General features: G+C 61.2%; 23 protein-coding genes. 7 read left to right on the plus strand and 16 right to left on the minus strand.

Features of this window, described 5'->3' with window-relative positions; all coding sequences use genetic code 11:
• Both ftsH and rlmE read right to left on the minus strand, forming a co-directional pair.
• On the minus strand, positions 1-1,914 hold the full coding sequence (gene ftsH / locus J7655_RS16680; RefSeq protein WP_230925387.1) for an ATP-dependent zinc metalloprotease FtsH: 1,914 nt from the start codon (positions 1,912-1,914) through the stop codon (positions 1-3).
• 173 nt (positions 1,915-2,087) lie between these two features.
• Positions 2,088-2,711 carry a 23S rRNA (uridine(2552)-2'-O)-methyltransferase RlmE gene (rlmE, locus tag J7655_RS16685; protein WP_230925388.1) on the minus strand — a complete coding sequence of 208 codons (624 nt, stop codon included), beginning with the start codon at positions 2,709-2,711 and terminating at the stop codon, positions 2,088-2,090.
• Positions 2,712-2,801: 90 nt separating this feature from the next.
• On the opposite strand from rlmE, the gene yhbY reads away from it, so the two are divergent.
• Positions 2,802-3,113, plus strand: a complete 312-nt coding sequence (gene yhbY, locus J7655_RS16690; protein WP_230925389.1) for a ribosome assembly RNA-binding protein YhbY — start codon at positions 2,802-2,804, stop codon at positions 3,111-3,113.
• Between the two features lie 26 nt (positions 3,114-3,139).
• Here yhbY and J7655_RS16695 read toward each other — a convergent pair whose 3' ends face one another.
• The 4 genes from J7655_RS16695 to carA are packed head-to-tail and all read right to left on the minus strand — an operon-like array spanning position 3,140 to position 8,437.
• A complete protein-coding gene (locus tag J7655_RS16695; RefSeq protein ID WP_230925390.1) occupies positions 3,140-3,580 on the minus strand; it encodes a DUF4149 domain-containing protein in 441 nt (146 codons plus the stop codon).
• Positions 3,558-4,034, minus strand: a complete 477-nt coding sequence (gene greA, locus J7655_RS16700) for a transcription elongation factor GreA (protein WP_230925391.1) — start codon at positions 4,032-4,034, stop codon at positions 3,558-3,560. The genes J7655_RS16695 and greA overlap by 23 nt, the downstream gene beginning before the upstream one ends.
• Entirely contained in the window at positions 4,031-7,252 is a 3,222-nt protein-coding gene (gene carB / locus J7655_RS16705) for a carbamoyl-phosphate synthase large subunit (RefSeq protein WP_230925392.1), read from the minus strand. The genes greA and carB overlap by 4 nt, the downstream gene beginning before the upstream one ends.
• A gap of 36 nt (positions 7,253-7,288) precedes the next feature.
• Complete coding sequence (carA, locus tag J7655_RS16710) at positions 7,289-8,437, minus strand: glutamine-hydrolyzing carbamoyl-phosphate synthase small subunit (RefSeq protein ID WP_108235179.1); 1,149 nt, start codon at positions 8,435-8,437, stop codon at positions 7,289-7,291.
• 277 nt (positions 8,438-8,714) lie between these two features.
• Between carA and J7655_RS16715 the strand changes: the two genes are divergently transcribed.
• Positions 8,715-10,127: a DNA cytosine methyltransferase gene (locus J7655_RS16715; protein WP_230925393.1), complete on the plus strand. Its 1,413-nt coding sequence runs from the start codon at positions 8,715-8,717 to the stop codon at positions 10,125-10,127.
• A 4-nt stretch (positions 10,128-10,131) separates the two neighbouring features.
• On the opposite strand, the gene J7655_RS16720 is transcribed toward J7655_RS16715, so the two are convergent.
• From J7655_RS16720 to grpE, 5 genes are all read right to left on the minus strand, one after another.
• A complete protein-coding gene (locus J7655_RS16720; protein ID WP_230925394.1) occupies positions 10,132-10,863 on the minus strand; it encodes a PmeII family type II restriction endonuclease in 732 nt (243 codons plus the stop codon).
• Positions 10,864-10,926: 63 nt separating this feature from the next.
• Positions 10,927-11,730 carry a 4-hydroxy-tetrahydrodipicolinate reductase gene (dapB, locus tag J7655_RS16725; protein WP_230925395.1) on the minus strand — a complete coding sequence of 268 codons (804 nt, stop codon included), beginning with the start codon at positions 11,728-11,730 and terminating at the stop codon, positions 10,927-10,929.
• Between the two features lie 62 nt (positions 11,731-11,792).
• Entirely contained in the window at positions 11,793-12,920 is a 1,128-nt protein-coding gene (gene dnaJ / locus J7655_RS16730) for a molecular chaperone DnaJ (RefSeq protein ID WP_230925396.1), read from the minus strand.
• 135 nt (positions 12,921-13,055) lie between these two features.
• On the minus strand, positions 13,056-14,972 hold the full coding sequence (gene dnaK, locus J7655_RS16735) for a molecular chaperone DnaK (RefSeq protein WP_230925397.1): 1,917 nt from the start codon (positions 14,970-14,972) through the stop codon (positions 13,056-13,058).
• 99 nt (positions 14,973-15,071) lie between these two features.
• Complete coding sequence (grpE, locus tag J7655_RS16740; RefSeq protein WP_230925398.1) at positions 15,072-15,641, minus strand: nucleotide exchange factor GrpE; 570 nt, start codon at positions 15,639-15,641, stop codon at positions 15,072-15,074.
• A gap of 158 nt (positions 15,642-15,799) precedes the next feature.
• Here grpE and recN point away from each other — a divergent pair, with 158 nt between their 5' ends.
• Complete coding sequence (recN, locus tag J7655_RS16745) at positions 15,800-17,476, plus strand: DNA repair protein RecN (RefSeq protein WP_230925399.1); 1,677 nt, start codon at positions 15,800-15,802, stop codon at positions 17,474-17,476.
• 112 nt (positions 17,477-17,588) lie between these two features.
• On the opposite strand, the gene fur is transcribed toward recN, so the two are convergent.
• On the minus strand, positions 17,589-17,993 hold the full coding sequence (gene fur / locus J7655_RS16750) for a ferric iron uptake transcriptional regulator (RefSeq protein WP_003240531.1): 405 nt from the start codon (positions 17,991-17,993) through the stop codon (positions 17,589-17,591).
• Between the two features lie 95 nt (positions 17,994-18,088).
• On the opposite strand from fur, the gene J7655_RS16755 reads away from it, so the two are divergent.
• A complete protein-coding gene (locus J7655_RS16755) occupies positions 18,089-18,607 on the plus strand; it encodes an outer membrane protein assembly factor BamE (RefSeq protein ID WP_230925400.1) in 519 nt (172 codons plus the stop codon).
• Positions 18,608-18,682: 75 nt separating this feature from the next.
• Here the strand turns inward: J7655_RS16755 and J7655_RS16760 are convergent, their stop codons facing one another.
• From J7655_RS16760 to J7655_RS16770, 3 genes are read right to left on the minus strand one after another with little or no spacing between them, the layout of a single operon-like run.
• Positions 18,683-19,003, minus strand: a complete 321-nt coding sequence (locus J7655_RS16760; protein ID WP_230925401.1) for an RnfH family protein — start codon at positions 19,001-19,003, stop codon at positions 18,683-18,685.
• Positions 18,996-19,430 (minus strand): type II toxin-antitoxin system RatA family toxin, encoded by a 435-nt coding sequence (locus tag J7655_RS16765; protein ID WP_230925402.1) that lies wholly within the window; start codon positions 19,428-19,430, stop codon positions 18,996-18,998. The genes J7655_RS16760 and J7655_RS16765 overlap by 8 nt, the downstream gene beginning before the upstream one ends.
• Positions 19,431-20,834, minus strand: a complete 1,404-nt coding sequence (locus tag J7655_RS16770) for a sodium-dependent transporter (protein ID WP_230925403.1) — start codon at positions 20,832-20,834, stop codon at positions 19,431-19,433.
• Between the two features lie 127 nt (positions 20,835-20,961).
• Here J7655_RS16770 and smpB point away from each other — a divergent pair, with 127 nt between their 5' ends.
• The gene (gene smpB / locus J7655_RS16775; protein WP_106738989.1) at positions 20,962-21,444 is read left to right on the plus strand and encodes an SsrA-binding protein SmpB; all 483 of its coding nucleotides are present in this window, start codon (positions 20,962-20,964) and stop codon (positions 21,442-21,444) included.
• A gap of 86 nt (positions 21,445-21,530) precedes the next feature.
• Here smpB and J7655_RS16780 read toward each other — a convergent pair whose 3' ends face one another.
• Complete coding sequence (locus J7655_RS16780) at positions 21,531-22,298, minus strand: FCD domain-containing protein (protein ID WP_230925404.1); 768 nt, start codon at positions 22,296-22,298, stop codon at positions 21,531-21,533.
• A gap of 293 nt (positions 22,299-22,591) precedes the next feature.
• Here J7655_RS16780 and J7655_RS16785 point away from each other — a divergent pair, with 293 nt between their 5' ends.
• Both J7655_RS16785 and lldD read left to right on the plus strand, forming a co-directional pair.
• Positions 22,592-24,283, plus strand: coding sequence for an L-lactate permease (locus J7655_RS16785; RefSeq protein WP_230925405.1), 1,692 nt, complete (start codon positions 22,592-22,594; stop codon positions 24,281-24,283).
• Between the two features lie 84 nt (positions 24,284-24,367).
• Positions 24,368-25,507, plus strand: coding sequence for an FMN-dependent L-lactate dehydrogenase LldD (lldD, locus tag J7655_RS16790; RefSeq protein WP_230925406.1), 1,140 nt, complete (start codon positions 24,368-24,370; stop codon positions 25,505-25,507).
• Position 25,508: the final 1 nt, after the last annotated feature.

Genomic DNA, 25,508 nt, shown 5'->3' on the forward strand with positions numbered 1-25,508 from the left:
TTAGTGCTCGGCAGCCGGCCCACCAATGGGCGTTTCCGGACGATCAGACTCGTCGGCCTTGGCCTGCGGCGCGCCGGAATCACCGCCACCATCCCAGCCACGCGGTTCACGGAGCTGACGACCATTCATGATGTCATCGATCTGATCGGCGTCGATGGTTTCATACTTCATCAGCGCTTCAGCCATGGCGTCCAGCTTGTCGCGATTCTCCACCAGCAGCTTCTTGGCCGTGGCGTAGCATTCATCGATGATGCGGCGCACTTCTTCATCGATCTGCTTGGCGGTTTCGCCGGAGACATTGCTGTTCTGGCTGCCCATGCTGCGACCGAGGAATACTTCACCTTCTTCTTCGGCATACATCAGCGGGCCCAGCTTCTCGGACAAGCCCCACTTGGTCACCATGTTCTTGGCCAACTGGGTGGCGCGCATGATGTCGTTGGATGCACCCGTGGTGACGCCGTCGAAGCCCAGGGTCATTTCCTCGGCGATACGGCCACCGAACAGCGAGCAGATCTGACTGATCAGTGCACGTTTGCTCAGGCTGTAACGATCCTCTTCCGGCAGGAACATGGTCACGCCCAGAGCACGACCACGCGGAATGATGGACACCTTGTAGACCGGATCGTGCTCGGGCACCAGGCGACCGACGATGGCGTGGCCCGCCTCGTGGTAAGCGGTGTTGAGCTTCTCCTTATCGGACATGACCATGGTCTTGCGCTCGGCGCCCATCATGATCTTGTCCTTGGCCAGCTCGAATTCCTTCATTTCCACCAGGCGCTTGCCGGCACGTGCTGCGAACAGCGAAGCCTCGTTGACCAGGTTGGCCAGGTCGGCACCGGAGAAGCCCGGCGTACCACGCGCAATGACCGCCGGATTGACGTCATCGCCCATCGGCACCTTGCGCATGTGCACTTTCAGAATCTGCTCGCGACCACGAATGTCCGGCAGACCAACGACCACCTGGCGGTCGAAACGGCCGGGACGCAGCAGCGCCGGATCCAGAACGTCGGGGCGGTTGGTGGCGGCAATGACGATGATGCCGTCATTCATTTCGAAGCCGTCCATCTCCACCAGCAACTGGTTGAGGGTCTGCTCGCGCTCGTCGTGACCACCGCCCATGCCGGCGCCACGATGGCGACCAACGGCGTCGATCTCGTCGATGAAGATGATGCACGGCGCATGCTTCTTGGCCTGGTCGAACATGTCACGCACGCGGGACGCACCCACGCCGACGAACATTTCGACGAAGTCGGAACCGGAAATAGTGAAGAACGGTACTTTCGCTTCACCGGCAACGGCCTTGGCAAGCAAGGTTTTACCGGTACCTGGCGAGCCGACCATCAGCACGCCACGCGGGATGCGGCCACCCAGGCGCTGGAACTTGCCCGGATCACGCAGGAATTCGACCAACTCGCTGACCTCTTCCTTGGCCTCATCGCAGCCGGCGACGTCAGCGAAGGTGGTCTTGACCTGATCTTCGGAGAGCAAACGCGCCTTGGACTTGCCGAAGCTCATCGGCCCGCCCTTGCCACCGGCACCGCCCTGCATCTGGCGCATGAAGAACATGAATACGGCGATGATCACCAGAATAGGGAAACTGGCTACCAACAGCTGAGTCCAGATGCTCTGTTGCTCAGGCTGCTTACCTTCGATCACCACGTTGTTGTCGATCAGATCACCGATCAGACCGCCGTCCTGGATCGCCGGACGGATGGTTTTGAAGCCCTCGCCGTCGGTACGCTTGCCGGTGATCACGTAACCGTCGACGGTCACGCGCTCGACACGCCCTTCCTTCACCTGCTCGATGAATTGCGAGTAGCTCAGGGTCTGCGGCTCGCTCGGGCTGGAAAAGTTGTTCATCACGGTGACCAGCACCGCCGCGATGATCAGCCACAGAATCAGATTCTTTGCCATGTCGTTCAATTAGCTACCCTCTGAAGCAGGCCTCTTGGCGAAGCAGGCTTCCCATGACGACCAGTGATATACCGACCTAACTTACACCAAACGCCTGCATCCCGCAGGCACTGTCTGTAACCCTTTATGAGGTTTCCCACACTGAGACCGGCAGAGCAGGCCTCAGTTTCGTGTCATGCACCCCGAAAACCACGCGCCAGCAGGTACTGCTCGCGCGAGCGATCGCGCGACGACAGCGGCTTGCGCATCTGCACCTTGTCGAAGGTCTCGCGCACCTGCTTGTGATACGCATCGAAACCTTCGCCCTGGAAAATCTTGATCAGGAAATCGCCACCCGGGCGCAAAACCCGCCCAGCCAGATCCAGCGCCAGTTCGCACAGGTACATCGCGCGCGCCTGGTCGGCAGTCCTTACCCCACTCATATTGGGGGCCATATCGGAAATAACAAGGTCGACCGGATTTTCACCGATAGCCTCGAGAATCCGCGCGAACACCGCATCGTCGGTAAAATCGCCCTGAATGAAGGTAACGTCGGGGATGCTGTCCATTTCCAAGATGTCGGACGCGATCAGACGGCCCTTGTCGCCGATCACCCGGCTGGTGACCTGCGACCAGCCACCCGGCGCGGCACCAAGGTCGACCACGGTCATGCCGGGACGCAGGATGCGATCCTTCTCCTGGATTTCCAGCAACTTGTAGCTGGCGCGCGAACGATAGCCATCCTTCTGCGCCATCTTCACGTAAGGATCGTCGAAATGTTCTTTCAGCCAACGCTGGCTGGTCTTGGAACGTGCCACTGAAACCTCGGATTCAACGGGTCATGAATAACTGCGCGGGCTCGGGTAAGATAAGCGCCGTTTTCCTGACCGAATTAGGTACTGACGATTATGCCGCTCACTCAAGAGCAGAAGAAACAATTCAAATCTATCGGCCACCACCTGAAACCTGTATTGATCGTGGCGGACAATGGTTTGACCGAGGGCGTACTGGCCGAACTGGATCGCGCCCTGAACGATCACGAGCTGATCAAGGTACAACTGCGCCTCACCGAACGCGAGGATCGCCAGGCCGCCATCGCTGCCCTGTGCGCAAGTGGACGTGCCGAACTGGTTCAGTCGATTGGCAAGGTCGCCCTGCTCTATCGCAAGACCCCCAAGCCCAATCGCAACCTGTCCAACGTGATTCGTTACCAGGGCTGACGGCTGCGTGCAGCGCCTGTCAGACGTCAGGCGCCGCGCAATTTACCCGGAACGGGCTGCAGCACCAGTAACAGCCCGCAAAAGGCCATCACCAGATAGCTGAAACGCAGCAGGCGCTCAGCATCGGGCCAGTAACGCAGCACGGCAAAATAGCTCAGAGCCATGACCGCAACGGTCAACAACAACTGTCCGCGCATATCCCGCCAAAGACTCGATAAACCGTCACTGCGCAACAGGGCAAAGGCCTGCAGCGCAATGCATACGGCTGTCATGCCAACCAGCAACGGCACCAGACGCGTAGCAATTTCCTCTACCAGCAGAGGCGCCAGGCCAATCTGGCCGATGGCCGGCAAAATGACGAACTGCAGCAACCACAAACCACCGACCCAGAGAGTCTGGGCCAGCTGCCAGCTAACGGCAGCGGCCCGCGACGGCTGCTGTGGCTTAGATGTGGCGGACTTCGACAATCTCGTACTCGATCAGGCCACTGGGGGTCTGCACTGCCACCACATCACCCTCATTCTTGCCGATCAGGGCACGAGCGATAGGTGAACCGACAGAGATCTTACCCTGCTTGATGTCGGCTTCGTCTTCGCCAACGATCTGGTAGGTCACGCTTTCGTCAGTCTCGACGTTGGCGATTTCCACCGTGGTACCGAAGATCACCTTGCCGGTGTGTTCGATGGTGGTGACATCGATGATCACCGCGTTCTGCAGACGACCCTCGATATCACGCACACGCGCCTCGACCATGCCCTGCTCTTCACGCGCGGCGTGGTATTCGGCGTTTTCCTTGAGATCGCCCAGTTCACGCGCCTCGGCAATCGCCTGGCTCAGTGCGGGACGACGCACCTTGGTCAGGTGCGCCAGCTCTTCTTCCAGGGCACGAGCGCCCTGGACGGTCATGGGGTACTTGTTCATGCCTTGATTCCTGCATGCAGATCCTGCAGCCGGCGCACGGTCTTCTCGGGACCGAACTTGAGCGCCTCACAGACCGCCTGCCCCGCCGCGATGGTGGTGGTGCAGTAGATCTTGTGCTGCAGAGCGTTACGACGGATCGAGTAGGAGTCAGCGATGGACTGACGCCCCTCGGTGGTATTGATGATCAGGGTGACTTCGTCGTTCTTGATCATGTCGACCACGTGCGGACGACCTTCGGTCACCTTGTTCACACGGCGTACCGGCAGACCGGCAGCCTCGATCACCTTGGCGGTGCCGGCAGTGGCGACCACCTCGAAGCCCAGCGCTACCAGGTCACGGGCGACCTGAACGGCCTCGGCCTTGTCGTCTTCACGTACGCTGATGAACGCACAACCGGAGTTCGGCAGGATCTCGCTGGCGCCCAGCTGCGCCTTGGCGAAGGCTTCGCCGAAGGTATCACCGACGCCCATTACCTCACCGGTGGATTTCATCTCTGGGCCGAGGATCGGGTCGACACCCGGGAACTTGGCGAAGGGGAACACCGCTTCCTTGACGCTGAAGAACGGCGGGATGATTTCCTTGCTGTAACCGGCCTCGGCCAGGCTCTTGCCGGCCATGACGCGCGCAGCGACCTTGGCCAGCGACTCGCCAACGCATTTGGAGACGAACGGCACGGTACGCGAAGCGCGCGGATTCACTTCGATGACGTAGATGTCCTCGCCCTGCACCGCCATCTGCACGTTCATCAGGCCGACGACGCCGAGTTCCAGGGCCATTTTCTTGACCTGTTCGCGGATCTCGTCCTGGATGTGCATCGGCAGCGAGTACGGCGGCAGCGAGCAGGCGGAGTCACCGGAGTGCACGCCAGCCTGTTCGATGTGCTGCATGATCGCGCCGATCACCACAGTCTCGCCGTCACACACCGCATCCACGTCCACCTCGATGGCGCAGTTGAGGAAGCGATCGAGCAGCACCGGGCTGTCGTTGGACACTTTCACCGCTTCGCGCATGTAGCGCTTGAGCTCTTCTTCCTGATAGACGATTTCCATCGCGCGGCCGCCCAGTACGTAGGACGGACGCACCACCATCGGGTAGCCGATGTTCTTCGACAGAGCCAGGGCTTCATCTTCGCTGCGCGCAGTGGCGTTGGCCGGCTGACGCAGGTTCAGGCGCTGCACCATCTGCTGGAAGCGCTCGCGGTCTTCGGCGCGGTCGATGGCCTCAGGGCTGGTGCCGATGATCGGTACGCCCGCTTCCTCCAGGGCGCGGCAGATCTTCAGCGGCGTCTGGCCGCCATACTGGACGATGACGCCTTTCGGCTGTTCGACGCGGACGATTTCCAGGACGTCTTCCAGGGTCACCGGTTCGAAGTACAGGCGGTCGGAGGTGTCGTAGTCGGTGGAAACGGTTTCCGGGTTGCAGTTGACCATGATGGTCTCGTAACCGTCTTCACGCATGGCCAGCGCCGCGTGTACGCAGCAGTAGTCGAACTCGATGCCCTGGCCGATACGGTTGGGGCCGCCACCGAGGATCATGATCTTGTCGCGACCACTCGGGTTGGCCTCGCACTCTTCCTCATAGGTCGAGTACATGTAGGCGGTGTCGGTGGCGAATTCGGCGGCACAGGTATCGACGCGCTTGTACACCGGCAGCACTTTCAGCTTGTGGCGGTGCGCGCGCAGACTCTTCTCGGAAACGCCCAGCAGCTTGGCCAGACGCGCATCGGAGAAGCCCTTGCGCTTGAGTTTGAACATCAGGTCGTAGTCGATAGCCGACAGACCGAGAGTCTGTACGGTGGCTTCGTCCTTGATCAGATCTTCGATCTGCACCAGGAACCACTCGTCGATACGGGTCAGCTCGAACACTTCGGCCACGGTCTTGCCGGCACGGAAGGCATCGGCCACGTACCAGATGCGGTCGGCACTGGGCACGGTCAGCTCGCGGCGCAGGGTGCTCTCGGCTTCCGGGTCATTCAGATCGAGCTTCGGATCGAAGCCGGCAACGCCGACTTCCAGGCCGCGCAGGGCTTTCTGCATGGATTCCTGGAAGGTACGGCCGATGGCCATGACTTCACCGACGGATTTCATCTGAGTGGTCAGGCGGGCGTCGGCCTTGGGGAATTTCTCGAAGGCGAAGCGCGGAACCTTGGTCACCACGTAGTCGATGGCCGGTTCGAACGACGCCGGGGTACGACCGCCGGTGATGTCGTTGGACAGCTCGTCCAGGGTGTAACCGACAGCCAGCTTGGCAGCGATCTTGGCGATCGGGAAGCCGGTGGCCTTGGAGGCCAGTGCCGAGGAACGCGACACACGCGGGTTCATCTCGATCACGACCATACGGCCGGTGTTCGGGCAGATGCCGAACTGCACGTTGGAGCCGCCGGTTTCCACGCCGATCTCACGCAGCACCGCCAGCGAGGCGTTGCGCAGGATCTGGTATTCCTTGTCGGTCAGGGTCTGCGCCGGCGCGACGGTGATCGAGTCGCCGGTGTGCACGCCCATCGGGTCGAAGTTCTCGATGGAGCAGACGATGATGCAGTTGTCCTTCTTGTCGCGGACCACCTCCATCTCGTATTCCTTCCAGCCGATCAACGATTCGTCGATCAGCAGCTCGTTGGTCGGCGATAGATCCAGACCACGGGCGCAGATTTCCTCGAACTCTTCACGGTTGTAGGCGATGCCGCCGCCGGTGCCACCCATGGTGAAGCTCGGGCGGATGATGCAGGGGAAACCCACCATCTCCAACACGCCGTAGGCTTCTTCCATGCTGTGGGCAATGCCCGAACGCGGGCAGGCCAGGCCGATGTCCTTCATCGCCTTGTCGAAGCGCGAGCGGTCTTCAGCCTTGTCGATGGTGTCGGCGTTGGCACCGATCATCTCGACGCCGAACTTCTCCAGCACGCCATGACGCTCCAGATCCAGCGCGCAGTTCAGCGCGGTCTGGCCGCCCATGGTCGGCAGCAGGGCGTCCGGGCGCTCCTTCTCGATGATCTTGGCCACGGTGGCCCACTTGATCGGCTCGATGTAGGTGGCGTCGGCCATCGACGGGTCGGTCATGATGGTGGCCGGGTTGGAGTTCACCAGAATGACGCGGAAACCTTCTTCCTTCAGCGCCTTGCACGCCTGGGCGCCGGAGTAGTCGAACTCACAGGCCTGGCCGATGACGATGGGGCCGGCACCGAGGATCAGGATGCTTTTGATGTCTGTACGTTTTGGCATTTTCTTACTCTCGAATCCTTGGGTCAGTCGGCAGGCTTAGCGGCGCTTGGCCATGGCTTCGATGAAGCGGTCGAACAATGGAGCCACATCGTGCGGGCCGGGGCTGGCCTCGGGGTGACCCTGGAAGCTGAAAGCGTCCTTGTCGGTACGCTCGATGCCCTGCAGGGTGCCGTCGAACAGCGACTTGTGGATCGGCCGCACATTGCTCGGCAGGCTGCTCTCGTCCACGGCAAAACCGTGGTTCTGGCTGGTGATCATCACCACGCCCGTGTCGAGATCCTGTACCGGGTGGTTGGCGCCGTGGTGGCCGTGGCCCATCTTCAGGGTCTTGGCGCCGGAGGCCAGGGCCAGCAGTTGGTGGCCGAGGCAGATGCCGAACACCGGAATATCAGTCTCGAGAATTTCCTTGATCGCCTTGATCGCGTAGTCGCACGGCTCAGGATCGCCCGGACCGTTGGAGAGGAACACACCATCGGGATTCAGCGCCAGCACGTCACTGGCCGGAGTCTGTGCCGGTACCACGGTCAGGCGGCAGCCACGAGCAACCAGCATGCGCAGGATGTTCAGCTTGACGCCGTAGTCATAGGCAACCACGTGGTACGGCAGCTCGGCAGCAGCGACTTCCGGGTGGCTGTCGTTTTCCAGATTCCACACGCTGGAGCGCCATTCGTATGGCTTGTCGCAGGTGACTTCCTTGGCCAGATCCATGCCCTTGAGGCCGGGGAAGCTGCGCGCCAGTTCCAGGGCCTTTTCTTCGGTGGCATCGTCACCGACCAGAATGCAGCCGTTCTGCGAGCCTTTCTCACGCAGGATGCGGGTCAGGCGACGCGTGTCGATACCGGCGATGGCGACGGTGCCATTTTCCTTCAGGTACTCATCGAGCGGTTGCTTGTCGCGCCAGTTGCTGGAAATCAGCGGCAGGTCGCGAATGATCAGGCCAGCGGCCCAGACGCGGTTGGACTCGGCATCTTCCGGCGTGGTGCCGGTGTTGCCGATGTGCGGGTAAGTCAGGGTAACGATCTGCTGGGCATAGGATGGATCGGTAAGGATTTCCTGATAGCCGGTCATGGCGGTGTTGAACACCACCTCTCCGATCGTCTGGCCATCGGCCCCGATGGAATCGCCGCGAAAAATGCTGCCGTCAGCAAGGGCCAAAATGGCAGGTTTGGGGGCTGGCTTAGTCAAGAAGACCTCCGTCTCGATCAAGGCTTGAAGCAAACGCAGGTTGTAAAAAAGCGGGATGACGTGTGAAGGTCATCCCGCTTTTTTATTTGAGCCATTCTGCGTAACTTTTAGTGGACACACTAAAACAGGAAGCCTACAGGAAAACCCTCGAAATCGAAAGGCGCAAAGACCAAAAAGGCTTTCACTCCCACCATGGTTTTCCCAGCTCAGGGTTGACAGCTACAAGATGCCGGGAAACCATTGGTACCTCCTGCAGGTTTCGTATGAGAAACCCCACATGAGTACCAAGCTCAGCATCGAAGAAGCGGCGCGCCAGCTTCAGATAAGCCCGCAGCGCACCCGAACGCTCTGCAGAACCCAACTGCTTGACGCAGAGCGAGTCGGCAAGACCTGGATAATCGACCCGCAAAGCGTGACCCAATACGGATTGAAAACAGCACACATGATTGCAGAGGATCATCCTGCCTATCACGCGCCCAAGCGCGACAAGAACGCCCCCATCGCCCTGAGCTTCTTTTCCGGCGCCATGGGGCTTGATCTGGGCATGGAAAAGGCCGGTTTCGATATCCGCCTGGCCTGCGAGTTCGACAAATACTGCCGCCAGACCATCGCCCTGAATCGCCCCAATACGGCGCTGTTAGGCGACATCAATACCTGCACGGCCGAGCAGGTGATCGAGGCTGCCGGCGTTTCTCGTGAAGAAATCGACGTCATTATCGGTGGCCCTCCCTGCCAAGCGTTCAGCACCGCAGGAAAGCGCAAAGCGTTTAATGACGAGCGCGGCAATGCTTTCTTGAAGTTTATCGACCTGGCCCTGGAGATCAGGCCACCCTACATCGTGATCGAGAACGTGCGCGGCCTGCTGTCTTGCCCGATGGATCACCGTCCGCATGATCAACGTGGCCCGGACTTCCCGGATCTTTCCCTAGACGAGATGAAAGGCGGCGCACTCAACTTCGTGCTGAGCAAATTGAGCAACGCCGGCTACGCCAGCTCGTTCAACCTTTACAACTCGGCCAACTTCGGCACCCCGCAAATTCGTGAGCGCGTCATAATCATCTGCTCACGGGACGGGAAAACAGCGCCATTTCTCACCCCAACGCATAGCGAAGATGGTGCCTTGGGGTTACCAACCTGGCGCACCGTACGCCAAGCACTTGAAGGGCTCAACAACCATCACCACCTTAGCTTCCCGGAAAAGCGCTTGCGCTTCTACCGCCTGCTCAAAGCTGGACAGAACTGGCGTGATCTTGCCCCGGATCTGCAGCGCGAAGCGCTAGGCAAATCCTTCTTCTCAGGAGGCGGCAAGACCGGCTTTTTGCGCCGCCTTGCCTGGGACAAGCCATCACCGACACTGGTGACGCACCCCGCCATGCCGGCAACGGATCTGGCGCATCCGGAAGCGGATCGCCCGCTGTCGATCGAGGAATACAAACGAATCCAGGAGTTTCCAGATGACTGGCAACTGGCTGGCCCACTCATTCAACAATACAAGCAGGTCGGCAATGCCGTACCGATCAGTCTGGGCCATGCCGTCGGAAAACTGCTACGAGACCTGCTTGCAGGCAAGGCGCAGGAAGCGCCACGCAGTTTCCGCTTCTCGCGCTACCAGGCCACCTGCCATGACGAATGGCGCAAGGCGTTCGAGCAACAACGGCGCAAGACCCAGCTCGAACTGGCAATTGGCTGAAACCTCAGGCCTCTGAATTGAAACGCAGCAGGCGCGTCCAGTCGATGGCACCCTGCTCGTCGCAAAATTCAAGGGTAAATTCACGGGTAAATTTGTTGATCATCTGCCCGTAGTTTTCGGCGAACTCGTCATTGCGCTCGCGCGCCTTGAAGCCCAGCGGCTCGATCAGCTCAACATAAAGCTGATCGTCACCCGAGATAAACGACCAGAAACGTTGGCCGCAGTACTTGTAGTAGCTGCCTTTGTCCGGGTTGTTGTCGCGACCATAACAGCAGCCATTGACGGCCACCACCTGCAACCCCGAGTTCCCCGTTCGCAAGGTGCGCTGCGCTGTCAGAAAATTGGTCTTCATCTGACCGATCTGGGAGCTATTACCCCAGTTCGGACCAGACTTGATAGCCACGATATAGCGCCTTCCGTCCCGGTCGAACTCGAGGTCAACACCGGTGATCCCGGACTTCCAGCCACCATAGACCTGGCCATTGATAAAAATGGCTAGCCCTTCGATCCAGTCACCGAAAAGAGTCTCCTCATTGGAGGAGATATGCGCATCCACGATACCGCGAATGATCTGTTCAGCAGTCAGTACATACTTGGCCCTATACATATAGGGATTCTTGCGCTTCAGGACATCCTTGAGTTTCAGGCGCCCCAGACTGGCAATACGCTTCTCATGAAAAGAACCGATATTCAACTCGACGTAGCGGGCGACATCATCCAGCTTCAAAGGCGTCATCAGTAACCTACCCCACAACATCCATGCACGAGCGGGAGATCAATCTCCCGCACCCATATAGTCCTACCTCAGGCCCAACACGTCCTGCATGTCGTACAGAGCGGCATCACGCCCCCGTAGCCACAGCGCCGAACGCACCGCACCCTTGGCGAAGGTCATGCGGCTGGAGGCCTTGTGCGTGATTTCCACACGCTCGCCGTCAGCGGCGAACAGTACGGTGTGATCGCCCACCACATCGCCGGCGCGCACGGTGGCGAAGCCGATGGTTTCACGCTCACGCGCGCCGGTCTGGCCTTCACGGCCGTACACGGCAACCTTGTGCAGATCGCGCCCCAGCGCATCGGCCACCACTTCGCCCATGCGCAGCGCAGTGCCGGACGGCGCATCGACCTTGTGCCGGTGATGGGCTTCGATGATTTCGATATCCACGTCGTCGCCCAGCACACGGGCGGCGGTATCCAGCAGCTTCAGGCACAGATTGACGCCCACGCTGTAGTTGGCGGCAAAGACGATGGGAATCTGCTTGGCAGCCTCATTCAGCAGTTGTTTTTCCTCAGGAGAGAAACCGGTGGTACCGATGACCATGGCCTTGCCGGCCTGACGGCAGACTTCCAGGTTCTTCAGGGTTACCGAGGGGTGGGTGAAGTCGATCAGCACGTCGAAATCGGCAACCGCCGACGCCAGATCGCCAACCAGTTTCACGCCGATCTTGCCCAGACCGGCCAGCTCACCGGCGTCAGCGCCGATCAGGCTGCTGTCGGGACGATCGATGGCGGCCTTGAGCTCGGCGCCCTCGGCCTGCTGTACGGCTTCGATCAGAATCTTGCCCATGCGCCCGGCGGCGCCCATTACTGCGATACGTTGCATAGCAATTCAGCTCCAAGCTGACGCATCGAGGCGCGGACGGGATCCGCGCCCGATACGCTGTTTTATACGTCGCCGAAGAAGCGCTTCACGCCTTCGAACCAGCCACTGGCCTTGGGCGAGTGGGAGTCGTCGCCCTGCAGCGACTTGCGGAACTCTTCGAGCAGCTCGCGCTGACGCTTGTTCAGGTTGACCGGCGTTTCCACCGCCACCCGGCACATCAGATCGCCGGCACCACCACCGCGCACCGGCGCCACGCCCTTGCCGCGCAGACGGAACAGTTTGCCGGTCTGCGTCCCTTCCGGGATCTTCAGTTTGACCCGACCATCGAGGGTCGGCACTTCCAGCTCGCCACCCAGGGCGGCATCGGCGAAGCTGATCGGCACTTCGCAGTACAGGTGCTTGCCGTCACGCTGGAAGATCGCATGCTCGCGGACGTTGACCACCACATACAGATCGCCAGCCGGGCCACCATGAGACCCTGCCTCGCCTTCGCCAGACAGACGAATGCGGTCGCCGGTATCGACGCCCGGCGGCACCTTGACCGACAGCGTCTTGCTCTCCTCCACACGGCCCTGGCCGTGGCAGCTGCCACAGGGGTCGGTGATCATCTTGCCGCTGCCGTGACAACGCGGGCAGGTCTGCTGTACGGAGAAGAAGCCCTGCTGCATGCGTACCTGGCCAATACCGCCGCAGGTGGTACAGGTCACCGGGCTGGTGCCCTTCTTGGCGCCCGAACCATCGCAGGTCTTGCAACCAACCAGGGTCGGCACGCGGATGGTCACGGTGGTGCCGCGTACCGCTTCTTCCAGATCCAGCTCCAGGGTGTAGCGCAGGTCACTGCCACGCTGGGCGCCACCGCGCGAACCACCACGACCACCACCGAAGAAATCGCTGAAGACATCGCCGAAGATGTCGGAGAAGTTGGCGCCACCAAAACCGGCACCGCCGCCACCGCCCATCTGCGGATCGACCCCGGCGTGGCCGTACTGGTCGTAGGCCGAACGCTTGCTGGCGTCGGAGAGCACTTCGTAGGCCTCGTTGGCCTCCTTGAATTTCTCTTCGGCGTCCTTGTCATCCGGGTTGCGGTCCGGGTGGTATTTCATCGCCAGGCGTCGATAGGCCTTCTTCAGCTCGGCCTCACTGGCGCCGCGCTCGACCCCCAGGACCTCGTAATAGTCACGTTTTGCCATAGTTGTGCTGCACTCTCAGATTCGTGAGCTCCAGATACGCCGACGCGGGAGATGGCTCCCGCGCGGCTAATCCTGCCCGTCGCGAGCGACGGTGGAGCGTAAAGAAGAAGCGGCCCGCCGAGCAGGCCGCACCCCTTACTTGTTCTCCTTGACCTCTTCGAACTCAGCGTCGACCACGTCGTCACCGGCATCCTTGGCTTCGCCAGCGTCAGCTTGCGCGGCACCACCTTGCGGCTGCTCGGCGTACATCTTCTGCGCCAGCGGCGTGGTGGCTTCGGACAGCGCGTTCATCTTGGCTTCGATGGTCGCCTTGTCATCGCCCTTCACGGCCGCTTCCAGTTCGCCAATGGCCTTCTCGATGGCCGCTTTCTCGTCAGCCGTGGCCTTGTCGCCGGCTTCGGTGAGCATCTTGCGGGTGGCATGCACCAGTTGGTCACCCTGGTTGCGCGCAGTAGCCAGCTCTTCGAACTTGCGGTCTTCCTCGGCGTTGGCCTCGGCATCACGCACCATTTGCTCGATTTCTTCCTCGGACAGACCGGAGTTGGCCTTGATCACGATGGACTGCTGCTTGCCAGTGGCCTTGTCCTTGGCGGACACGTGCAGGATGCCGTTGGCATCGATATCGAAGGTCACTTCGATCTGCGGCACGCCGCGCGGCGCCGGCGGAATCTCGGCCAGGTCGAACTTGCCCAGCGACTTGTTCTGCGCAGCCTGCTTGCGCTCACCCTGCAGCACGTGAATGGTCACGGCGCTCTGGTTGTCGTCAGCGGTGGAAAACACCTGCGACTTCTTGGTCGGGATGGTGGTGTTCTTCTCGATCAGCGCAGTCATCACGCCGCCCATGGTTTCGATACCCAGGGTCAGCGGGGACACGTCGAGCAGCAGCACGTCCTTGACGTCACCGGCCAGTACCGCGCCCTGAATGGCAGCGCCCATGGCCACGGCTTCGTCCGGGTTGACGTCCTTGCGCGCTTCCTTGCCGAAGAATTCGGCCACGGCTTTCTGCACCAGTGGCATACGGGTCTGACCACCAACCAGGATCACGTCGTCGATCTTGCTCGCATCGATGCCGGCATCCTTGAGCGCGATACGGCAAGGCTCGATGGTACGGGCGACCAGATCTTCGACCAGCGACTCCAGCTTGGCGCGGGAAAGCTTCACGTTCAGGTGCTTGGGGCCTGTGGCGTCAGCCGTGATGTACGGCAGGTTGACGTCGGTCGACTGAGCGGACGACAGCTCGATCTTGGCCTTCTCGGCGGCTTCCTTCAGACGCTGCAGCGCCAGCGGATCATTCTTCAGATCCATGCCGGACTCTTTCTTGAACTCGTCGACGAGGTAGTCGATCAGGCGCATGTCGAAGTCCTCACCACCGAGGAAGGTGTCCCCGTTGGTCGCCAGCACTTCGAACTGGTGCTCACCATCGACCTCAGCGATCTCGATGACCGACACGTCGAAGGTACCGCCACCCAGGTCATAGACGATTACGGTGTGGTCGCCCTTAGCCTTGTCCATGCCATAGGCCAGCGCTGCGGCGGTCGGCTCGTTGATGATGCGCTTGACGTCCAGACCGGCGATTCGACCGGCGTCCTTGGTGGCCTGACGCTGGCTGTCGTTGAAATAGGCCGGCACAGTGATCACCGCCTCGGTGACCGGCTCGCCCAGGTAATCCTCGGCGGTCTTCTTCATTTTCTTCAGCACTTCGGCGCTGATCTGCGGCGGTGCCATTTCCTTACCGGCGGCCTCAACCCAGGCGTCGCCGTTGCTGGCCTTGACGATCTTGTAAGGCACCAGCTTGATGTCTTTCTGCACGACGTCTTCTTCGAAGCGACGACCGATCAGGCGCTTGACGGCGAACAGAGTGTTGTGGGGGTTGGTCACCGCCTGACGCTTGGCCGACTGGCCAACCAGAATCTCGCCGTCGTTGGCGTAGGCGATGATGGACGGCGTGGTGCGAGCGCCTTCGGCGTTCTCCAGCACCTTGACGCTGCCGTTTTCCAGAATGGAGACGCAGGAGTTGGTGGTCCCCAGGTCGATACCGATGATTTTACCCATGAAAATTCTCCCGAAACTTTGATTATTCCGTCGCCGCCTGTCGCGGGCGCCGGTAGCACTAAAACGCTTGACTCAAAAATGGGGTCGCCCCCAGAAATTTCAAGCCTGCTCGTCGATGGACGGCGGCGGTGTGGTCGGCGCCTTGCTGACCACGACCATGGCCGGGCGCAGCAGGCGACCATTGAGCAGATAGCCCTTCTGGAACACCTTGAGCACCGAGTTCGGCTCGGTATGGATGCTTTCCTCCATGGCCATGGCCTGATGATGATCCGGATTGAACGGAGCCCCATGCGGATCGATCGCTTCCAACTGGTGGCGCGCCAGGGTGTCGAGGAACAGTTTGAGGGTCAGTTGCATGCCCTCGCGCACAGCCTTGAGCGCTTCGTCGTCCGGGCTGGACAACTCCAGACCACGCTCCAGGCTGTCGACCACCGGCAGCAGGTCGTTGGCGAATTTCTCCAGGGCAAACTTGTGCGCCTTTTCCACGTCCTGTTCGGCGCGACGGCGCACGTTCTGCAACTCGGCCGCTACGCGCAGCGACTGATCCTGCGCGGCGGCCAGCTGCTCTTCCAGGGCCTGTACGCGAGCCGCCAGGTCATCGCTCGGCGCGGCACTCTCGGCCGCCTGAGGTTCGGGGTTCTGCGTGTCCAGGTTCTGTTCGTCAGCCATGCCTATCTCCTCTCGAATCAATCAGCGCGGCTCCAGCCCGCGCACCTGCCGCCTATATGGAGTCAATTCCACAGGTTTCAAGGGGCGATAGACGAGGATTGCCAGGAAAAGAAAAAACACTGTATAAATAACCAGACATCAACTCGGGAGCGTTCGCCATGCTGGTGCACCTGTCCATTCACAACTACGCCATCGTCGACCACCTGGACCTCGAGCTGGATGCCGGCATGAGCGCCATCAGCGGCGAAACCGGCGCCGGCAAGTCGATCATGCTCGACGCCCTTGGCCTGTGCCTGGGTGATCGTGCCGACAGCGGCGTGGTGCGCCCCGGCGCCGACAAGGCGGATATCCTCGCCAGCTTCGACCTGGCGGACATTCCCGAAGCCCGCGCCTGGCTTGCCGAGCGCGATCTGGACAACGACGGCCCATGCATCCTGCGCCGGGTGATCACCGCCGAGGGCCGCTCGCGCGGCTACATCAACGGCAGTCCCTGCCCGCAGGCCGACCTCAAGGCACTGGGCGAGCTGATCATCGATATCCACAGCCAGCACGAACACCAATCGCTGCTCAAGACCGACACCCACCGCCGCCTGCTCGACGAGTACGCCGGCAGCCAGGAGCTGGCGCGCCAGGTGCAACTCGCCGCGCAGCGCTGGAAGCAGACGCGCAACGAACTGGAGCGTATCTCCAGCCAGGGCGACGAGCAGCGCGCTCGCCATCAACTGCTTAGCTATCAACTGGAAGAGCTGGAAAATCTGGCGCTGGGCGAGCATGAACTGGAGCAGCTGGAACAGGAGCACAAGGCACTGAGCAATGCCGAAGCCCTGCTCGGCGCCTGTCGTCAGGTACTGGATCTGTGCAGTGAGAGCGACGCCGGCAACCTACTGTCGGCACTCACCGCCAGCCTCAATCGCCTTGGCGCATTCGGCGGCCAGGGCGGCGCACTGAGTGAAGCGAGCAACCTGCTGGCCAGCGCACAGATCCAGATCGAGGAGGCCGTGGGCGAACTGAACCGCTTCGTCGATCACTTCGATGCCGACCCGCAGCGCCAGCAGTTTCTCGAAGAACGCCTGGACAGCATCTACACCCTGGCACGCAAGCACCGTATTCAGCCCACCGAACTGGCCGCCCTGCAGCAGCAACTGTTCGATGAACTGGAAGGTCTGAATGCCGATGATCAGGCCAGCGAACGCCTGAGCGAGGAGCTGGCCGCCTACGAGCGCCACTATCAGGAAAAGGCCGGCGAACTCAGCACGCTACGCGGTAAGGCTGCCGCATGCCTGGCCGCCGCCGTCGAGCAGGAAATGCAGGCGCTGGGCATGCCGGGCGGGCGTTTCAATATTCAACTGCAGGCACTGAACAGCGAAGAACCCCATGCCAACGGCCTGGAGAGCGTGGAGTTTCTGGTCAGCGCCAACCCCGGCCAGCCGCTACGCGGCCTGGCCAAGGTGGCCTCGGGCGGTGAATTGTCACGCATCAGCCTGGCCATCCAGGTGATCACCGCGCAGACCTCGCGCGTACCAACCCTGGTCTTCGATGAAGTGGACGTCGGCATTGGCGGGCCTACGGCGGAAGTGGTCGGCCAACTGCTGCGCCGCCTCGGCGAGCGCGGTCAGGTGCTGTGCGTCACCCACCTGCCGCAGGTGGCTGCGCAGGGCCATCAGCACCTGTTCGTGCACAAGCGGCGCGGCGAGGACGCCACCTCCACGGCAGTCAGCAAGCTGGACGAGAGCGGCCGCGTCGAAGAAATCGCCCGCATGCTCGGCGGCGTCGACCTGACCGAGGAATCCCTGGCCCACGCGCGCAAGATGGTTACCAGCGCCCAGGCAGCCTGAAGCGACGTAGCCTGGATGCAATCCGGGAGCCTCAAGCCACCCGGATTGCATCCAGGCCACGACAAAGTAAAAAGGCGACCCGAGGGTCGCCTTTCTGATTGCAGCAGAAGCATCAGCTCTTCTTGCGTACGTACAGCACCAGGTTGTGATCGACCAGCTCGAAACCGTGTTCTTTAACGATCTCTTTCTGGCGCTTCTCGATCTCGGCGTCAAAGAACTCGATGACCTCGCCCGAGTCGACGCAGACCATATGATCGTGATGGCCGCTGTCGGCCAGCTCGAATACGGCATGGCCGCCATCGAAGTTGTGACGCACCACCAGGCCGGCAGCCTCGAACTGAGTCAGCACGCGGTATACGGTGGCCAGACCGACATCCTCGCCAGCCTCCATCAGCGCCTTGTAGACATCCTCGGCGCTCATGTGCCGATGTTCGGCGTTATCCAGCATCTGCAGGATTTTGACTCGTGGCAGAGTCACCTTCAGTCCAGCTTTGCGCAGTTCGTTATTTTCAACCATGGTCTGCTTTCTCGTAGGGGCTGCTTTCGCAGCCTCCCTTAATACGGGTATGATCCGGGGTTCAAGTTGCCCAAGATAGTGGAAGTCACCCTCCGATGCAAAAAACCAAGCTCTTGCTGACCAGCCTGTCGCTGACCGGGCTCTTCGCACTCGCCGGTTGTTCATTCCCCGGGGTTTACAAGATCGACATTCAACAGGGCAATGTCGTGACACAGGACATGATAGACCAGCTGCGCCCTGGAATGACCCGACGCCAAGTGCGGTTTATCATGGGCAACCCGCTGATCACCGATACCTTCCATGCTGATCGCTGGGACTATCTGTACAGCATCCAGCCAGGTGGTGGGCAGCGCTTTCAGGAGCGCGTGAGCTTGGTGTTCGACGGCAATGACCAGTTGGTCGGCCTGGCCGGTGATTTCATGCCCGGCGTCAGCCGTGATCAGGCCATCATGGGCCAGAGTAGCGATACCAGCAGCGCTCAGCCGCAAGCCCAAGCGCAGGATGAAACGCCGCCCGCACCCGGCTCGCTGCTGGAGCAGATTCAGCGCGAAGTGGATCAGGTCGAGACCGTTCCGGTGCCGACTCCCGAGCCGCTGGACACCGACCCGCAGTAACAGATGCACACAAAAAAGCCCGGAGCGAATCCGGGCTTTTTCATATCTGTGCCCTGCCGAGCAGCCTCGCGGAAGTCAGGCTGACTCCTCGCCCTCTTCCCGCGCTTTTGCTTTAGCCGCACGCTGTTTACGCACTTCCTTCGGATCGGCAATCAGCGGCCGATAGATCTCGACCCGCTCGCCCTCCTCCAACACACGCTCTTCCGGCTTGCTTACCGCCTTGCCGAAAATGCCCAGCGGCGCCTGGCTCAGATCCAGGCCCGGGAAGAACTGCTGCAAGCCGGAACGCAATGCAGCCTCACGCACCGTGGTGCCCTGCGGTACCGACAGGCGCAACAGCTTCTGCCGCTCGGCGAGGGCATACACCACTTCAACGGCGATGCTCGGCTTATCCATACAGTTGCTTGGCTCGCTGGCAGAAGGCGTCGACCATGGTATTGGTCGCCTGATTGAACAACGGCCCCAGCGTCGCGCGCACCAGTGGCCCGGCGTAGTCGAAGGTCAGATCCAGGCTGATCTTGCAGGCCTTGTCGCCCAGCGCCTTGAACTCCCAGACGCCGTTGAGACTGGTAAATGGGCCTTCCTGCAAATTCATCTCGATACGCTGCCCAGGCAGCAGTACGTTACGCGTAACGAAGCGCTGACCGATGCTGCCCTTGGCAACCTCAAGGCTGGCCAGCATATGCGTTTCGCTGACTTCCAACACCTCACTGGCCCGGCACCAGGGCAGAAACTGCGGGTAGCTGGCCACATCGTTGACGAGGTCAAACAGCGCCTGCGCCGGATAAGGCAGCAAGGCCGAACGCTGGATTCGAGTAGCCATTTACTTGCTCAGCTCCGCAATGAACACGATCAGCACGCCGATTGGTGCCACGACGCGAATCAGCCAGAGTGCCAGATTGAACAGCAGCGGGCTTCTGATGGCCAACTCGTCGCGCACGGTGGCGCGGCTCAACACCCAGCCAGCGAATAGGGCAAAGGACAGACCGCCCAGTGGCAGCAGGATACGGCTGGTGAGGTAATCGATGCTGTCGAAGAAGGTCTTGCCACCCTCGGCGCCCCACTGCAGCAGATGGAAACCATCTTCTGCGAAGACAAAGAACTTGGCCTCGGCCCAGAGGTTGAACGACAGCACCGTGCCCATCCCGACCAGCCAGCAGAACAATGCCAGCACAGCCGTGACCTTGGCACGACTGCGCCCGGTTTTCTCGACGAAGTAGGCCACGGCCGGCTCCAGCATGGAGATCGACGAACTCCATGCGGCGACAGCCACCAGCACGAAGAAGACCAAACCCATCACCTGACCGAAAGCGATATTGCCGAAGGCAATCGGCAGGGTGACGAACATCAGTCCCGGACCACCGCCCGGCTCCAGGCCGGCGGCAAAGATGATGGGGAACAGCGCCAGACCGGCGGTCAGCGCCACCAGCGTATCGAGCACACCAACGGTCAGCACAGTGGCACCAATCGAGGCTTTCTTCGGCATATAGGCGCCATAGACCATGATCGAACCGATACCCACGCTCAGGGTGAAGAAGGCATGGCCCATCGCGGCGAGAATGCCATCCTGTACCTTGCTCGGATCGAAATGGAAGAGGAAGTCGAAGCCTTCGCGGAAGTGACCGGTAGTAAAGCTGTAACCCAGCAGTACCAGCAGCAGCACGAACAGCAGCGGCATCATGATGCGCAGGCTGCGCTCCAACCCGGCCACCACACCCTTGGCAATGACGAAGGCAGTAATCACCATGAACAGACTGTGCCACAGGGTCAGCCGCCAGGGATCAGACGTCAGCCCACCGAACGCCGCACCTGCGCCCTCGGCGCTGATGCCGGTGAAGTCGCCACGTCCCATGCCGAGAATGTAATCCAGCGACCAGCCTGCGACCACGCTGTAGAAGGACAGGATCAGCAGCGCAGCGACCATGCCGATCAACGCAGCCAGCGACCAGTGCTTCGAGGCTCCGGCCTCAATCGCCAGGCTCTTCATCGCATTGACCGGGCTCTGCCGGCCACGCCGGCCGATCAGGGTTTCCGCCAGCATGATCGGTAGCCCGACCAGGGCGATACAGAACAGGTACATGACGACGAATGCACCGCCGCCGTAGACCCCGGTCATGTAGGGGAATTTCCAGATATTGCCAAGGCCTACGGCGGAGCCGGTGGCCGCCAGAATGAACACCCAGCGACTGGCCCAGGCACCATGAATTGAAACGTTGTCGCTCGCCATTGCGGCCAAGCCCCCATCATGCGGGAAAAAAGATCGCGCATTGTCGGAGATTCACGGCATTGGCTCAAGTTTGGCAGGGTAACGCCCCATGGCGCAGGCGCGGGCGACTCCCTATAATGCGCGCCCTATGGCTAAGCAAAAGAAACATCCCCAAGGCACCATCGCGCTGAACAAGAAGGCGTTGCATGACTATTTCATCGAACACAAGTTCGAGGCCGGGCTGGTGCTGTCCGGTTGGGAAGTCAAAAGTCTGCGTGCCGGCAAGGCACAACTGGTCGACAGCTACGTGCTGCTCAAGGACGACGAGGCCTGGTTGATGGGCTGCCACATCAGCCCGTTGAAAACCGCCAGTACCCACGTCATCGCCGACCCGACCCGCACGCGCAAACTGCTGCTGAACAAGCGCGAGCTGGAAAAGCTGTTCGGCTCCGTGCAGCAGAAGGGCTACACCGCCGTGGCGCTGTCGCTCTACTGGAAGCAGCACCTGATCAAATGCGAAATTGCCCTGGCCAAGGGCAAGAAGGACTTCGACAAGCGCCACACCGAGAAGGAACGTGACGCCGACCGCGAAGTTCAGCGCGCCATGCGCAGCAAGGGCAAGGAAGACTAAGAGCCGCGCCAGGCTGCTTCAAGCTGCAGGCCAGGCGCCCCTGGCGCCTGTCTTTGATATGCAACCTGCCGATTGCAGCCTTCAGCCTATATGCCCAGGCGTCGTTGCGCGCGCGCTACGCGCCGGGCTTCCAGTTGCACTTCCGAGAGCACTTCCTGCACATAGTCGATGTGCTGGTTGGAAAGATTGCGCGCGTCTTCCGCACGCCCCTCGATGATTGCCTCGTACAACGCACGGTGCTGGCCGATCAGCATGTCGCGAGTTTCCTCGCGCTGAGCGTACATGCCACCGATATTGGTCACCACGTTGCGCTTGAGCAGGTCGAACAGACCACGAATGGTATGCAGCAGTACGGCGTTGTGGCTGGCCTCGGCAATCGCCAGGTGAAAACGCGCATCGGCCGCCCCCTCCTCGGCACGTGTCACCTTGCCGGCTCGCGCATAGCAGTCCTGCAGGGCCGCGAAGGCCTCGGTCAAACGCTGTCGGTCGATATCGGTGGCACGCTTGGCCGCGTAGTAGGCGCACGAGCCTTCCAGCGTGTGACGAAACTCCAGCAGGTCACGCTGGGCATCCTCCTTGTGCTCCAGCAGTTGCAGCAGCGGATCACTGAAGGTCGAGCCGAGTGATTCGGCCACGTAGTTACCGCCGCCCTGGCGACTGACCAGCAAGCCCTTGGCCACCAGTTTCTGGATCGCTTCGCGCAGGGACGGGCGGGAAACGCCGAACTGCTCGGCCAGCGCACGCTCGGCAGGCAGCCGCTCGCCGGCACGCAAGGTGCCCTCGAGAATCATGGTTTCCAGCTGCGCGACGATGTCATCCGAAAGACGTCGCTGCCGCACCTGACCTACTTCCATCACCCGTATCTCCATTGGTTTGACCAGACCAGAAGTCTGAGGCGCAAGCCTATAGCGCCCGTCCTCACTGAACAAGCAAGCACCATACGACCAAAGTCTTAATGGCTCGATTTGACAGCCTGCTGAGCAACTTTTAACCTGACCCCGTCACTTTGTAAATTGGTCTTACCAATTAAACCCACAAGAATAACAATCCTTCGAGGTTCGCCATGACAGCCCGACACGCTGCCAGCCAGTTCGATAACGCCTCATCCCTGCCGCGCCAGACGCGCACTCGTGTGGAGTAAGCCCTGATGTCCAACGGAATTCTCGCCCTGCTGGCGTTCTCGCCGATCCTGCTTGCTGCAATCTTGTTGATCGGTCTGCGCTGGCCGGCCAAACACGCCATGCCACTGGTCTACCTGGTCACTGCCGCTGTCGGCCTGTTCGCCTGGGACATGACCCTCAACCGCGTTCTGGCTTCCACCGTGCAGGGTTTGCTGATCACCCTCGGCCTGCTGTGGATCATCTTTGGTGCAATTCTGCTGCTGAACACCCTCAAGCATTCCGGCGGTATTACCGCGATCCGGGCCGGCTTCGCCACCATCAGCCCTGATCGCCGCATCCAGGCCATCATCATCGCCTGGCTGTTCGGTTGCTTCATCGAAGGCGCATCGGGCTTCGGCACACCCGCCGCCATCGCCGCGCCGTTGCTGGTGGCGATCGGCTTTCCAGCCATGGCCGCCGTTTTGCTGGGCATGCTGGTGCAAAGCACACCGGTCTCCTTCGGCGCTGTCGGTACGCCGATCATCGTTGGCATCAACACCGGCCTGGATACCGCGAGCATTGGCGCACAACTGGTCGAGCAGGGTTCGTCCTGGGGGCAATTCCTGCAGCTGATCACCAGCCAGGTAGCGATCATTCATGCCACCGTTGGCGTGGTCATGCCACTGATCATGGTCATGATGCTGACACGCTTCTTCGGTCAGGAAAAAAGCTGGAAAGCGGGTCTGGAAGTGCTGCCATTTGCTATCTTCGGTGGCCTGGCTTTCGTACTGCCCTACGCGGCTACCGGTATTTTCCTTGGTCCGGAATTCCCGTCGTTGCTGGGCGGCCTGATCGGCCTGGCCATCGTCACCAGCGCCGCGCGTTTTGGCTTCCTGGTGCCGAAGAAGACCTGGGACTTCGCGCCGGCGGACAAATGGCCGAGCGAGTGGCTGGGCAGTGTCGAGATGAAACTGGACGAGCTGACCGCCAAGCCCATGAGCGCGCTGCGTGCCTGGCTGCCCTACGTACTGGTTGGCGCCCTGCTGGTGATCAGCCGCGTATTCCCGGAAGTGGGTAATGCACTGAAAGCCGTGGTGGTGAACTTCCCCGATCTGCTCGGCGAGGCCGGCGTCAGTGCCAATTTCCAGCCGCTGTACCTGCCGGGCGGTATTCTGGTGGCCGTGGTGCTGGCCACCTTCTTCCTGCATGGCATGAAAGCACGTGACCTGGGCAAGGCCGTGAAGGAATCGTCCAGCGTGCTGCTCAGCGCCGGCTTCGTGCTGCTGTTCACCGTGCCGATGGTACGCATCCTGATCAACTCCGGCGTCAATGGCGCCGAGCTGGCCAGCATGCCCATCCTCATGGCTGGCTGGGTAGCCGAGAGCGTTGGTGGCATCTACCCACTGCTGGCGCCAAGTATCGGCGCACTGGGCGCCTTCATCGCCGGCTCCAATACCGTCAGCAACATGATGTTCAGCCAGTTCCAGTTCGGCGTGGCCAGCAGCCTGGGTATCTCCAGCGCACTGATCGTCTCCGTTCAGGCCATCGGCGCCGCGGCCGGCAACATGGTGGCGATTCACAACGTGGTTGCTGCCTCGGCCACCGTCGGTCTGCTCGGGCGCGAAGGCAGCACCCTGCGCAAGACCATCTGGCCGACGCTGTACTACGTACTGTTCACCGGCATCATCGCGATGATCGCGATCTACGTGCTGGGTGTGACTGACCCGCTGATGCACTGAACCTCGTCACGCGAAAGCGCCCCGACCCTGTCGGGGCATTTTCCGTCAGGCTACGCTTTCTCTTTTCAGTAACAGGATGAGCCCATGATCATTTCTGCCTCTACCGACTATCGCGCCGCCGCGCAGCGCAAGCTGCCGCCCTTCCTGTTCCACTACGCCGACGGCGGTGCTTATGCCGAGCACACCCTGCGCCGCAATGTCGCCGACCTGTCGGACATCGAACTGCGCCAGCGCGTGCTGAAGAACATGTCCGAGCTGGACCTGTCCACCGAGCTGTTCGGCGAGAAGATGTCCATGCCGGTCGGCCTGGCACCGGTCGGTCTGACCGGCATGTTCGCCCGTCGCGGTGAGGTGCAGGCTGCCAAGGCGGCAGCGGCCAAGGGCATTCCCTTCACCCTGTCCACCGTCTCGGTGTGCCCGATCGAGGAAGTCGCCCCGGCAATCGACCGGCCGATGTGGTTCCAGCTCTACGTGCTGAAAGATCGCGGCTTCATGAAGAACGCCCTGGAACGCGCCAAGGCCGCTGGCTGCTCAACCCTGGTGTTCACCGTCGACATGCCCGTGCCCGGCGCCCGCTACCGTGACGCCCACTCCGGCATGAGCGGCCCGAACGCGGCGCTGCGCCGCATGCTGCAGGCCATGACTCATCCGCAGTGGGCCTGGGACGTCGGCCTCATGGGCAAGCCGCACGACCTTGGCAACATCTCTGCTTACCGCGGCAACCCGACCGGCCTGGCCGACTACATCGGCTGGCTGGGTGCCAACTTCGACCCGTCGATCTCCTGGAAGGACCTGGAATGGATCCGCGATTTCTGGGACGGCCCGATGGTGATCAAGGGCATCCTCGACCCGGAAGACGCCCGCGACGCAGTGACTTTCGGCGCCGACGGCATCATCGTTTCCAACCATGGCGGTCGTCAGCTCGACGGCGTGCTGTCCAGCGCTCGCGCCCTGCCGGCCATCGCTGACGCAGTCAAGGGTGACCTGAAAATCCTCGCCGACTCCGGCATCCGTACCGGCCTGGACGTGGTGCGCATGATTGCTCTGGGTGCCGACACCGTGCTGCTCGGCCGCGCCTTCCTCTATGCCCTGGCCGCTGCCGGTGGCGCCGGCGTGAGCAATCTGCTCGATCTGATCGAGAAGGAAATGCGCGTGGCCATGGTGCTGACTGGCGCCAAGTCCATCGCCGAGATCACCTCGGATCTGCTGGTCAAGGAGCGCTGAT

This window comes from Pseudomonas wenzhouensis, assembly GCF_021029445.1.
In the GTDB taxonomy this organism is placed as follows: Bacteria; Pseudomonadota; Gammaproteobacteria; order Pseudomonadales; family Pseudomonadaceae; genus Aquipseudomonas; species Aquipseudomonas wenzhouensis.